This is a genomic window from Gordonia sp. Swx-4 (genome assembly GCF_030316175.1).
Lineage (GTDB): Bacteria > Actinomycetota > Actinomycetes > Mycobacteriales > Mycobacteriaceae > Gordonia > Gordonia alkanivorans.
In genome coordinates this window covers 602,646-614,413 of record NZ_CP128197.1, presented here as the reverse complement: position 1 = coordinate 614,413, position 11,768 = coordinate 602,646, and the positions used below count along the sequence as shown (strand labels likewise).

Genomic DNA, 11,768 nt, shown 5'->3' with positions numbered 1-11,768 from the left:
CGTTCTCCCGTTGAGGGTTGATCGGGTGCCCGGGTCGCTCCGAACGCGGACGGGCCGCAGGTGCCGACTCAACTCTTATCGTGCGGCCTCCGGGAGGCATCGCGATCAGCGGCACAGATCACACACACCAAGGTTCGTACCAGGATCTCCCAGCGCGAGCTGCGACCGTGATCTCGCGGCGACGGGGGTGACAGGGACCTCATCGCCCGAGGCGGCGCGGGGACTGCCGCCCGAGGTTATGCACCTGCGGGCGCCGGATGTTGTGGTGCAAGTTCAGGATCGGGACGGAACGAAGTGAGCTGTGTTCCCTCGAGATCGCTGACGAGCTGCTCGTACTGCCAGCGGTTGTATGCCAAGGGAGCCATGCTGATCCGCTTCGGGAGGCGGTGATAGAGGACGGGAAGTACGCGACAGATGATCGCGTACTCGATCCGGCGGACCTTGTTGAACGGAAAGCCGAAGACGTCGCGCACCTTGGGTCGACTGATGGCCATCCCGCACGTGATGGCCACCTCTCCTGCCACGCGTGAGATCAGCGGCCAGACGGGTCGCAGTGCGGTCGGCAGGTCCTCGGGGGCCGGCGGCGTCGCGAACAGCTTCCGCCCGACTTCGAGCATGTAGGTGTCCGTCAACTCGTTGTCCAGCAGGTCCTGGTAGTACTCCATCGCCTCGGCGTATGAGCGCGGCAGCCCGGATGACCTGCCAGAGAACGACAACGACCCCATCTTGTCCCAGACCACTCGGTAGAAGATCTCGTTGTCCTCATCGGTGAGGGGATCACCGGTGATAGGAGTGTACGAGTTCCGATACAGCAGAAACATGCTGAGGTACACCAGGTTCCAGGCTCGAGGCGAGTAGGCGCTGTACGGCCTGCCATCGCGGCCCTTTCCCTTGACCTCGCGATGAAGTGTCTTGAGGCGATCGAGGTGCCGGGCGTTGACCTCCGCGTCGCCCCACATTACGAGCTGCCCGGCCGCCAAGGTGCGCATGTTGCGCTCGAGTGGCCGGTTCTCGTACCGGCCGGTGGCCCACGTCGCGTCCGATACATCGTGCTGCATGCCCTGGTCGACGTATGCAGCCGCGAACAGTCCCACCAGCCGTGACCCGCAGAACCACCGAAACTGTTCATACCGTTTCTGTGCGTGTCCCTCGAGCGGCGGTCCGTCGACGGTGATATCGGTGGGAGACGCTGTGGAAATTGATTGTGCCATCTTCATTCTCCTCGGGAGCGGTGCCTGGTTGTCAGGTGGGCGTTCAGGGGATGAGCGGGTGCAGAATCACACGGACCATCCGTCGGATCGCATCGTCGTCCGTGGTCGGTAGGCCGATGTCGGGCGTCAACCAGACGCTGCCGATGAAGCGCAGCAAGACCTCGGCCGTGCCCGTCGTGTCGACGTCGACAGCGAGTTGTTCGGCGCAGTCGGAAATCCGATCGGTCAGCATGAGTAGCTGCAGTTGGGCGAGGTCGGGATCGCGATGGATTGCGACAGCCGTCCCGTCCTCCACGAGCCGGGTCCCGATCGGATGGGTCCGCGCAGTACGAACGGCAGCGACGATGATCTCCACCAAATGCTCACCCGGATGAGAGACAGCAGCGACAGTCTCCGCGAATCCCTCGACGATGCGAGCCAACTCGAACGAGAACGCCCGTCTGATCAGTTCGTCCTTGGACTCGAATCGACGGAATACCGTCGCTCGTCCCACCCCCGCACTTCGGGCGACGTCGGCCATCGTCAGTCGCGCGGTTCCGTAGAGCGCGATGCACCGAAGGGTCGACTCCAGGATGGCGCTGTCCACTGCGTCGCTTGTGGAGGGTGCGCTGGTCAGGCCCTCGATCACGAGTCGGGCATGTGGTGGGGTCGTGATACTCATGGTACGAGAAGAGTATCGTGCGTCTCATCGATCGCGCAGGTGTTTACGGAACCGGGTTTGCACACGAGATACCGCGGACGGGTGAGCCACCCTTCTCGCCGGCACGTGAACGCGTGAGGGCATCCGGGCCTCGTTCAGGCCACCTCCAACGTGGAGGCGACAGTCTCACGGTGACGTCGTCCGCCCCGAGGCCGGTCGGCGAGACGACACGGCCCGTCCCCGCATGGAGGGGACGGGCCGTCGTGTGTGTTGAGACCGGTTTCGATGGGACTCGTCGCAGGCTCTCGCCCACTCGGCCAGCGGAGGGATCAGCTCGTCGCAGCCTCGAAGCTCGGCTTGAGCAGGTCCAGCACGTACGGCACCGAGTTCGGCGTCGGTGCGTTGAGGCCGGTGATCTGCGACTGCGTCATGAACGTGACGGCACCGTTCTTGACGGCCTTCAGGTTCTTGTAACCCGGTAGCTTCTTGAGGGTTTCGGCCTGTTCCGGTGTCGCGGTGGCGACGACCAGTACGTCGGCGTCGAGCATCGGGATGTTCTCGGTGCTCAGTCCGAAGCGGGGGTTGCGGGTGCGCTGGTACTCGGCGACCAGCTTGGGCGCCATCTGCATCTTCAACTCGCTGAACAGCTTTGCCGCGCCGTCGTTCGGGTCGCCGAGGACCGACAGCTGGTCGTTGCCGTACATGAAGGCCAGCGCGTAGGTCTTGCCGGCGAGATCCGGGAACTCCTTGCCGACGGCGGCGACCTTCGCGTCGGTCTGGTCGATGATCTCGGTCGCCTTGTCCGGCTGGTGCAGCACGGTGCCCATGACGGTGACCATGTCCTGCCAGGGATCGATCTCCTGGCCGCTGATCGCGTTGACCGTCGGCGCGAGCTTGGCGATCTGCTCGAATTCCGGGCTGCCGGAGGCGAATCCGGGAGCGAAGATCAAGTCGGGGTCGAGCTTGGCGATCGTCGTCGCATCGTCGCCCTTGGTGGGGTCGATGAACGTCGAGTCGGCGAGCTTCTGGCCGTACCAGGGTTGCAGTTCGCCGGTCGCCGACTTGGAGTAGTCGTAGTAGCCGACCGGGGTCACGCCGAACGAGAGCGCCACGTCGGTCCACTGGTCACCCAGGGTCACGATGCGCTTCGGTGTCTCCGGGATCGTCACCGAGCGGCCGTCGGGCAGGTTCAGCTGCACCGATCCACCGGTCGAGTCATCCGAACTCGAACATCCGGCGAGGAGGCCGGCGGACATGAGCGCACCCGCGAGAAGCGCACCAAGACGAAGTCGTGTTTTCACGTCAGTTCTCCAGAACGGTCGGGGGTCAGAGCGAGCAGGGCAGCAGGACGAAGCTGGCGATGAGGCAGACGCTGCTGTTCGACAGCTTCCACTTGTCGCCGCTCCACACCCAGGTCATCGCACGATTCTGGCTGCCCCGGCCGACGACGCTGATCTGCAGCGGGGCGGTCATCGTGGTGCCGCTGACCTGCACCGGACCGACCATCTGGTAGCTGAGTCCGACGTTGCCGTAGGTGGTGATCGCCTGGGCGACGGCGTCGAGCTGACGCAGGGCGCGCTCGCCGCCCTGGAGTTCGGCGGCCCGTGCGGCGCGATTGCCGCGCGAGTTCATGACCGTCTTGACCTTCGTGTTGAGCTGACCGGGCGTCAGCGCGGTCGGGGCTGCGACAGCCTGCTGCTGGGACGGCGCGGCCGAGGTACCCGGCGCGGGAGCCGGTGCGGGCGCGGCGTCGGGGCCGGCGCCGACCGTGCCGCCGCTCTCGGGCACGTTCTCGGTCACCGCGGGTGCGGGCGCCACGGCCGGGGCGGGCTCACCGGGCGCGGCAGCCGGCGGCTGGTTGGCGGCCGGACCCACCAAGCCCTGCTGCTGTTGCGGTGTCTGCGCGGAACCGAGGTTCACGACGGTCGGCTGGGCCGCGTTCGCCGAGTCGTTGCGGTCGCCGACCATCAGACCGACCACACCGATGGTGACGATGATCGCCGAGATCACCGCCGCAACACCTGCCGATGCCAGCACGGTCGGGATGTTGATCCCACCCGAGCGCTTCTCCGGACCCGCCACCGGTTCGTGGGTCTCATCCACGTAAGCCGGGTCCTGGTAGCCGACATCGTTCTGCATGGTGTTCTCCGTGTTTTCTGCTGTATGTCGTTCACTTGTGCCGTGCAACGCCTGGTTGCGCGTCTCCACGGTCTGGATCGTCCCCGTCGGGGAACGACTGCCTAGGCAAGCCTAAGCTCGCCTCTTCTTCACGCCGACGGTAGGGCCTCGGTGAGGACCTTGTCGAACGTCTCCACGAACTTCTGCGCGTAGCCGGGGAGTGCCTGGGCGTCGGTGACGATGCCGAAGGACGTCGTGTTGCCGAGGATCAGCACGGTCACCGAGAAGGAGTAACCGGCCAGCGGCGACAGCGGCGTCAAGCTCACGATGGACCTGCCCAGGACCGACCGAACCCGGGAGAAGCCGGGATTGATCCCGATGTGGATGTCCGGATGCATGTGACCCATCGAGGCGTTCACGATCGCCCGCTGCAGGCCCCAGAGCGGCGCCCGCGGCAGGTCATCGGCCGCGGCGAGGTAGAGCTCGGGCCGACGCTCGGCGATCGTCGCCAGCTCACTGCGTGCCCGGCCGATCTGCTGCGACAGGTCGGTTTCGTTGCCGGGCAGGTTGAGCAGTGCCACCGAGACCGCATTGCCGGTGTGCCGGAACTCCTGGTCGAGGGTCACCGGCAGGGTCACGCGGAGGACCTCGGCCTGCGGCGACGCGGGCGGGTCGATGCTCAGCGCGCGGCCGATGGCCCCGAGGACGAACTCGTGCACGGTGGAGTCGTTGGCCTTGGCCGCCTTGCGCAGGGCGCGGGTGGACGTGCTGAACAGCGCATGTTCACGACGCCCCGACTTCGTCAGGCTCGGCCAGGCGCGCTTCTTGCCCCCGCCGGCCGCATGCTGGTCGTTGAACGCCGCCTTGGCCTCACCCAGCTTCTCCGGGTCGATGCCGCTGATGTGGAATCGCGGGCTGGTGGCGAAGCGCTCGAACTCGGCGAGGTCCTCGGGCTCACCGTCGGCGAGCAGTGCCGCGAAGGCCGCGCCGGCGATGCCGTCGGAGATGCTGTGGTGCACGCGAAGCAGGACCCACTGACCGACCCCCTCGGCGCCCGCGGAGGGCGTGAACAGTGTGATGTCCCAGAACGGGCGCGGACGCGGCAACGGCGTCTCCAGGAGTTTGGAGACACGTCGCTGCAGGTGCTCGCGGTCGGTGAAGCCGAGTTCCGAGACGTGGGCGCCCGCATCCCACTTCTCGTCGGCGAGCACCACCTCGGGTTTCCGCCATCGGCCGTTCTTGACGCCCAGCCGGAAGATCTCGAACAGCCGGCCCCGGTCACGGACGCGCGCACGGACCTCGTCGATGCCGAGAAGCGTTCCACCCGTGTCGAGTTGGAGGAACATCGACCAGTGCATGGGCCGACTGTCGGTGTCCATGTGCAGGTAGGTGTGGTCCGGGGGTGCCAGCTCGGTGACGCGAGCGTCGGCCGGAGCAGTGACAGTGTTGTTCATCGATGACCGCCTGGATGAAGGACGCTCAGGGCGCCTGGGTGGAAGAACCGGAGAAGAGTAGCTGGTAACGCTCGGTGTCGGGTTTCATGGCCGCCGCGACCAGTTCCCACAACACCTCGTCGGTGCCGCCGCCGACGCGCGCGAGTTTCATGTCGCGCCACCAGCGTCCGATCGGCGTCTCGGCCTCGAGATAGCCGATCCCGCCGAAGATGTGCAGGCATTCCGAGGCGACCTCTTCGCCCAGGTTGGCCGCGGTGGCCTTGAGCGCAGCCGCGGTGCGCAGGTTGATCTTTCCCCCGGCGGCGACGCCGTCGAGCGAGTAGCTCAGCACGTCGACGCGGGATTGCAGACCGGCGATCCGCAGGCGGAGTGCCTGATGGTCGTAGAGCTTCTTGCCGAACTGGGTGCGGTCCATCATGCGGGCGAGCGTCACACCGAGCATCACGTCGCATGCGGCCGCGATCTGCGCGGCGACCGAATAGCGTTCGTGCGCGAGGCCCCAGCTGATAATCGCCAGACCCGTTCCCGGGCGGGCGATCAGCGCCTCCTCGGGGATCCAGGTGTCGATGGTGACCGGCGCGGTGTCGAGGGGACCGGCGCCCAGCTTCGTGTAGGGCGCGCCGACCCGGACCTGGTCGATCGGCACGGCGGCCAGCGCCACGTTGCCCCCGGTGTCGGCGCCGTTCTCGTCGCCGTCCTCGATGCTGCGGCAGACGACCAGCATGTAGTCGGCGATGGGCGAGAGCGAGACGAACTTCTTGGCTCCGACGACCCGGTATCCGCCACCCTCGGCGAAGATGCGTGTCTCCGAGTTCTGGAGATCCGAGCCGCCCTGTTCCTCGGAGGCGCCGATGCACAGGACGGCATCGGTGGTCATCGCCCGCTGCGCGAGGTCTTTCAGGAAGTCGTTGCGGCCGAAGCGGCGGAGGATGGCGATCGCCGAATCGTGCAGGCTGACGCCGACACCGATCGCAGCCGAACCGAGCGATCCGAGATGACGGCCGAGCGCGAAGTGGTCGTGCAGGTCGGTGAGTTTGCGATCCTCCCACTTGCGGGTGAAAACCCCGGCCTCGCCGAGGTGTTCGAGGAGCGGCCGAGGGAATCGATGATCGTTCTCGGCCTGTGCCGTCCACGCGGTGACCTTCTCGTCGAACGCGTCGTCGAGCAGTTCGGCGTACGACTGCACTCCGGTGTCCACACTCATCCCCCGCCCCGACTCGCGTCCCACCCGGTTCAGGCCGGTGTCCCGGCCTTCGCGCGGACCAGGTCTTCGAGATCGCCGACCGTCTTCGACTCGAAGAGCTCGCGTTCGGAGAGCTTCACACCCAGACGCTCCTCGATCGCGACGACGCCGATGGCGAACGCCACCGAGTCCAGGCCCAGGTCGTCGATGAGCCGCGAGTCGCGGGTGACGTGGCCGAGCGCGAGGTCGAGGTCCTCGGTGAGGATGCCGTGCAGCGCTTCGGTGATGTTGTCGGACATGTGATGGCTCCTGATGGGATCGGTGGTGGTTCGAACGTAACGGCCGGTCAGCGCGGGATGACGTACGGGGCGACGCTGCCCAGCTTCTCGCAGGTCTCCTCGAACTCACGCTCCGGCGTCGACTGCGCGACGATGCCGGCGCCCGCCCGCAACCATGCCGCGCCCCCGGACGAGAAGACGGTGCGCAACGCGAGGGTTGCCTCGAGTTCCCCCGACGACGACGCGACGAGGACCGCACCGGAGTACGGCCCGCGACGCCGGGACTCGAGCCGGTCGATGGCGTCGACGGCCGCGGTCTTGGGTACTCCCGAAGCGGTGATCGACGGGAAGACGACTTCGAGTGCACGCCAGGGAGATTCCCCCTCCGCGAGGGTTCCCTTCACGGTCGACGCCAGGTGCTGGACGCTGCCGCGCTCACGCACCTCCATGAACGTGCTGACCGCGGTCGTCTCGGCGGCCGAGATCGAGGCGATCTCGTCATAGCAGGCGCGCACCGACATCGCATGTTCGGCAACCTCTTTGGCGTCGCCGAGAAGTTCGGCCCGAGCGGCCGCGTCGTCGTCGGCGGACACCCCGAAAGCCCTTGTCCCGGCGAGGGGTTCGGTGACCACGGTGCGGTCGGAGTGCACCGCGACCACGAGTTCGGGACTGAACCCGGCGGCCGCGAGATCGCCGAGCGACAGCAGATAGGAGCGAGCCGGCGTGTTGTCCGCACGGCCGCGGGCATAGGTGGCGGGGATGTCGACCGCGAAGGGGATGTCCACCGCGCGGGAGAGGATGACCTTCTGGTAGCGACCGGCCGCGATCTCGGAGACGGCGGCCGCGACGCGGCCGCGGTAGTCCTCGGTGTCAACCCGCACGTCGACGGGGCGCGACGCCCCGGGATCACCTGCCGTGGCGGCGATCTCGAGGAGACGACGAGCTCGGTCGGAATCGGCGGTGCCGGTGTCCACCCCGTCCGCGTCGACGAACGCCTCGAACTCGGGAACGATCAGATGCGCGAGCACCGTGTCGTCGGGAACGCGGTCGAGGATGCCGTGGTACGGCGCGCAGAAGTCGAAACCGACCCACCCGTAGAGGCGCCAGTCGGGGATCGACAGCGACTCCGTCGCCGCGGCCAGTGCGTCGGCCGGGTCACCGTGCCATGCGGTGGTCGACCGGCGCCCATGGTCGTCGACGATGACCTCACCACGTGTGACCACCACTCGCACGTGAACGCCGGCAGCGAAGGTCCAGCGACCGCTGCGCTCGTAGACGACATGGTCGCCGAACTCGCCGGAACCCGCCCAGGCCGCCGAGATCCGGGCGGCGTCCGCGTCGGCGAACCGCGTCGTCGGAGCGTTCAGGCCGGCGGCGCCCTCGAGGCCGAGGTCCGCGGCATCGAGCCTCGATGTCGGCGAGTCGGTCGTCAGCGACATGTCCTTGTCCTCCGGTCGTGGGCGGCAGCACCAGTAATCCTAGGGATTTTAGGACAGCCTAAGCAAATGTTTTGGCGAGTCGATGGCGTGGATCACACCACCAGACCGACCGGTAAGGATACCCTACCCTGCCTGTGTTTGAATGGGTCCCATGCCGACGCCTCTGGACCACGCGACCGACCTGCTCGACGGTTTCACCCCGTACGCCGACGCCCAGGCAGCCCGCTACCGCGACGCCGAACTGTTCCGCGGACTCCCACTGTTCGCCGGCTTCGACGCCAGTGCCGAGAGCACCCCCGATGCCCCGGCCGTCACCGATGCCTCGATCGACGGGCCGCGGACGCTCACCTACTCCGAACTGCGCGAGGCCTCGCTGCGTCGAGCGGCCGGATTCGTCGCGGCCGGACTCCGCCCCGGAGAGCGCGTCGTCCTCCAGCAGAACAACTCGCTCGAGTTCGTCGTGAATCTGCTCGGCCTGCTCCGCGCGCGCGTCGCCCCCGTCATGACCCTGCCCGCACACCGGATCACCGAGATCGCACATCTCGCCGCCGGTGCCGGGGCCGTCGCCTACATCGGTGAGGACGGGCGACGCGGCTTCGACTTCCGGGACCTCGCCACCGAGCTGCAGTCCCGCGTCCCGGCCGTCACGCAAGTGTTCGTCTCCGGCGATCCCGGTCCGTTCGCGACCGCACCCGACGCGGATCCCGCATCGGTCGACCTCCCGGCCTCGCCGAACTCCGACCTCCCGGCCCTTTTCCTGGTCTCGGGCGGCACCACCGGCCTGCCCAAACTGATCGCGCGCACGCACGACGACTACGACCTGAACGCACGACTGTCGGCCGAGGTCGCGAAGCTGACCGCCGACGACACCTATCTCGTCGCATTGCCGGCGGCCCACAACTTCCCGCTGTGCTGCCCGGGCATCCTCGGCGTCTTCGGGGTAGGCGGCCACGTCGTCTTCACCGACAACCCGAGCCCCGACAACACCTTCGACCTCATCGAACGTCACCGCGTGACGGTGACCGCCCTGGTCCCCGCCCTCGCACAGCTGTGGTGCGCGGCGACCGAGTGGGAGCCCGCGGACATCAGCTCGCTGCGACTCCTGCAGGTCGGCGGCGCCAAGCTCGCCCACCCGGACGCCGTCGCCCTCGACGAAGCGCTCGGCGACGTGGTTCAGCAGGTGTTCGGCATGGCCGAGGGCCTCATCTGCTACACCAGGCCCGACGAGCCGCGGAACCTCGTCCACGAGGTCCAGGGCTCGCCGATGTCGGAGTTCGACGAGGTGCGCGTCGTCGACGAGGAGGGCGTGGACGTTCCCGACGGCGAAGAAGGCGAGCTGCTGGTGCGCGGCCCGTACACGATCCGCGGGTACTACCGGGCCGACGCGCACAACGAGAAGTCCTTCACCCCCGACGGCTTCTACCGGTCGGGCGACAAGGTGACCCGGCTGCCGTCGGGGCATCTCTCCGTGACCGGTCGCATCAAGGACACCATCGTCCGGGCGGGCGAGAACGTGGCCGCCGACGACGTCGAGGAGAACCTGCTCGCGCACCCATCGGTACGCCAGGTCGCGGTGGTCGGGCTTCCCGACGACGCACTGGGCGAGAAGATCTGCGCCGCGGTCGTGCTCTCCCATGACCATCCGCCGGCCCAACCGCTCGAACTGGCCACGCTGCGCATGTTCCTCGCGGACCGCGGCCTCGCATCGTTCAAACTGCCCGACGTGGTCCGCGTCATCCGGACCCTCCCCGTCACCGCCGTCGGCAAGATCGACAAGAAGGTCTTACGAGAGCAGCTGGTGTCCACAGCGGGATGACCTCGACACCCGGCACCCTCGCTATGCTTTGACGCACCTGCGGACGGGTGTCGAACGTCCGCTGACCTGTGAGGAGTGAGTCGCCGTGGCGCTGACCGTGCAGCGCCTGTCCCAGAACGCCGACCTGGGCCTGACGCTGGTGGCAGGTCACTCTGGCGCCGATCGGGTCATCGAGTGGGCACACGCCATCGAACTCGCCGATCCCGCTCCCTGGATCACCGGCGGTGAACTGGTGATGACCACGGGCCTGGCGATCGGACCTTCCGACTCCGAACAGTTCGACTACGTGACCCGCCTGGTGCGGGCGCGGGCGGCGGCACTCGCCGTCGACACCGGCATGACCTTCGACGCGGTCCCTGACGGCATCCGGGCCGCCGGCGACGCACTGGGTCTGCCTGTCCTCGCAGTGCCACCGCACACTCCGTTCATCGCGGTCACCCGCGCCGTGATCGACGATCTGACCGCCGACCGGGTGCGCGCGGTGCAGCAGGTCGTCGACCAGCAGGACAAGTTCGCCCGCGATCTTCTCCGCGGCGGCATACCGCATCTGGTCACCGCCCTCGGGCGTGCCCTCTCGTGCTCGGTCGTCCTCGTCGACGCCGAGGGCGGGGCACTCTCGGTCCACGGTCCTGACGCGGGGCGAGCACTCGAACATGCGCGTTCGGTGTCACGCGGTTCGGGACGCCGCCGACAGGCCGGCTCTGCCTTCGCCGACGAACACGCCACGTACCTCGTGCAGAGCGTGTCCGTCGCCCGGGAGCCGCATGGATATCTGGCGGTGGCGTCGCCGGCGGCGTTGCAGCCGGAGGAACGACTCCTCGTGGCCCACGCGATGGCCTTGCTGTCGATCGAACTGGGCAAGCCGGCGAAGGTGCTCGACGCCGAACAGCGGCTCCGGACGGTCGTGACGCAAGCACTCGTGAACCTCGGTCCCGAACTCGACGCGGGCCTGCTGCGGTACTTCGGCTTCGACGAGGACACCCGCGTCGTCGCAATCACGGTGACGAACGTCGGGCCGGCGTTGCCGGCTCTTCGGGAAACGGCCGATGTGATCACACGGCAATCAGTTCCGTACCTCTTGTCGCCGATACGGGAGGGTCTGCTGCTCGTCGTGTCCGACGACCGCGGACGGGACTGGGTTGTCGAACTCGTCGCGCGGCTCGGCGCCCGGCTGGAACGGACGCTGCGGGCCGGGCGAGGCGGGACCGCCGTGATCGCCGAAACCGCCGTGAGCCTCCGCCAGGCCAGGGCCGCCCTCCACCTCGGCCCGACGCAGGAGACGGTCGTCGACTTCTCGGACACGGGTACCTTCTCGATGTTGTTCGGTGGACGGTCACCCGGCGAACTGTCCGCGATGTCGCGAATCGTCCTGGGACCACTCGAGGATTACGACGCCGCACACGGTTCGTCGGTGGATCTCGTCACCGCGCTACGGACCTGGCTCCGGAACGACGCACACATCGAGAGCGCCGCAAGGGAATTGGGCGTACACCGACACACCATGCGGAGTCGGATGGCCAAGGTCGGCCAACTCCTCGGCCGCGACCTCGACTCGGCCGAGGTCCGGGTCGAGCTGTGGATAGCGGTCAAAGCGCGCGAACTCCTCGACGTCCTCGAGACCGATTGACG

The 11,768-nt window shown here is 67.6% G+C and carries 10 protein-coding genes; 2 read left to right on the top strand and 8 right to left on the bottom strand.

Features of this window, described 5'->3' with window-relative positions; translation table 11 throughout:
- Positions 1 to 236: 236 nt before the first annotated feature.
- From PWF70_RS02790 to PWF70_RS02755, 8 genes are all read right to left on the bottom strand, one after another.
- On the bottom strand, positions 237 to 1,211 hold the full coding sequence (locus PWF70_RS02790) for an oxygenase MpaB family protein (protein ID WP_157139139.1): 975 nt from the start codon (positions 1,209 to 1,211) through the stop codon (positions 237 to 239).
- A gap of 43 nt (positions 1,212 to 1,254) precedes the next feature.
- The gene (locus PWF70_RS02785) at positions 1,255 to 1,872 is read right to left on the bottom strand and encodes a TetR/AcrR family transcriptional regulator (RefSeq protein WP_035755234.1); all 618 of its coding nucleotides are present in this window, start codon (positions 1,870 to 1,872) and stop codon (positions 1,255 to 1,257) included.
- Positions 1,873 to 2,180: 308 nt separating this feature from the next.
- Positions 2,181 to 3,152 carry an ABC transporter substrate-binding protein gene (locus PWF70_RS02780; RefSeq protein ID WP_035755237.1) on the bottom strand — a complete coding sequence of 324 codons (972 nt, stop codon included), beginning with the start codon at positions 3,150 to 3,152 and terminating at the stop codon, positions 2,181 to 2,183.
- A 25-nt stretch (positions 3,153 to 3,177) separates the two neighbouring features.
- Complete coding sequence (locus PWF70_RS02775; RefSeq protein WP_286352827.1) at positions 3,178 to 3,990, bottom strand: MTB12 C-terminal domain-containing protein; 813 nt, start codon at positions 3,988 to 3,990, stop codon at positions 3,178 to 3,180.
- Positions 3,991 to 4,118: 128 nt separating this feature from the next.
- Positions 4,119 to 5,423, bottom strand: coding sequence for a wax ester/triacylglycerol synthase domain-containing protein (locus PWF70_RS02770; protein WP_006356949.1), 1,305 nt, complete (start codon positions 5,421 to 5,423; stop codon positions 4,119 to 4,121).
- 25 nt (positions 5,424 to 5,448) lie between these two features.
- On the bottom strand, positions 5,449 to 6,627 hold the full coding sequence (locus tag PWF70_RS02765; protein ID WP_006356948.1) for an acyl-CoA dehydrogenase family protein: 1,179 nt from the start codon (positions 6,625 to 6,627) through the stop codon (positions 5,449 to 5,451).
- A gap of 29 nt (positions 6,628 to 6,656) precedes the next feature.
- Positions 6,657 to 6,905 (bottom strand): acyl carrier protein, encoded by a 249-nt coding sequence (locus PWF70_RS02760; protein ID WP_006356947.1) that lies wholly within the window; start codon positions 6,903 to 6,905, stop codon positions 6,657 to 6,659.
- Positions 6,906 to 6,952: 47 nt separating this feature from the next.
- A complete protein-coding gene (locus PWF70_RS02755; protein WP_006356946.1) occupies positions 6,953 to 8,323 on the bottom strand; it encodes a salicylate synthase in 1,371 nt (456 codons plus the stop codon).
- 151 nt (positions 8,324 to 8,474) lie between these two features.
- On the opposite strand from PWF70_RS02755, the gene PWF70_RS02750 reads away from it, so the two are divergent.
- Both PWF70_RS02750 and PWF70_RS02745 read left to right on the top strand, forming a co-directional pair.
- A complete protein-coding gene (locus PWF70_RS02750) occupies positions 8,475 to 10,139 on the top strand; it encodes a (2,3-dihydroxybenzoyl)adenylate synthase (RefSeq protein ID WP_035755295.1) in 1,665 nt (554 codons plus the stop codon).
- 85 nt (positions 10,140 to 10,224) lie between these two features.
- The gene (locus PWF70_RS02745; protein WP_006356944.1) at positions 10,225 to 11,766 is read left to right on the top strand and encodes a PucR family transcriptional regulator; all 1,542 of its coding nucleotides are present in this window, start codon (positions 10,225 to 10,227) and stop codon (positions 11,764 to 11,766) included.
- The last annotated feature ends 2 nt before the right edge of the window (positions 11,767 to 11,768 follow it).

Coding starts and splice junctions, on each gene's coding strand:
- PWF70_RS02760 (WP_006356947.1), bottom strand. CDS start 6,905: ATGTCCGACAACATCACCGAAGCGCTGCACGGCATCCTCACCGAGGAC.
- PWF70_RS02765 (WP_006356948.1), bottom strand. CDS start 6,627: ATGAGTGTGGACACCGGAGTGCAGTCGTACGCCGAACTGCTCGACGAC.
- PWF70_RS02755 (WP_006356946.1), bottom strand. CDS start 8,323: ATGTCGCTGACGACCGACTCGCCGACATCGAGGCTCGATGCCGCGGAC.
- PWF70_RS02785 (WP_035755234.1), bottom strand. CDS start 1,872: ATGAGTATCACGACCCCACCACATGCCCGACTCGTGATCGAGGGCCTG.
- PWF70_RS02770 (WP_006356949.1), bottom strand. CDS start 5,423: ATGAACAACACTGTCACTGCTCCGGCCGACGCTCGCGTCACCGAGCTG.
- PWF70_RS02750 (WP_035755295.1), top strand. CDS start 8,475: ATGCCGACGCCTCTGGACCACGCGACCGACCTGCTCGACGGTTTCACC.
- PWF70_RS02775 (WP_286352827.1), bottom strand. CDS start 3,990: ATGCAGAACGATGTCGGCTACCAGGACCCGGCTTACGTGGATGAGACC.
- PWF70_RS02790 (WP_157139139.1), bottom strand. CDS start 1,211: ATGGCACAATCAATTTCCACAGCGTCTCCCACCGATATCACCGTCGAC.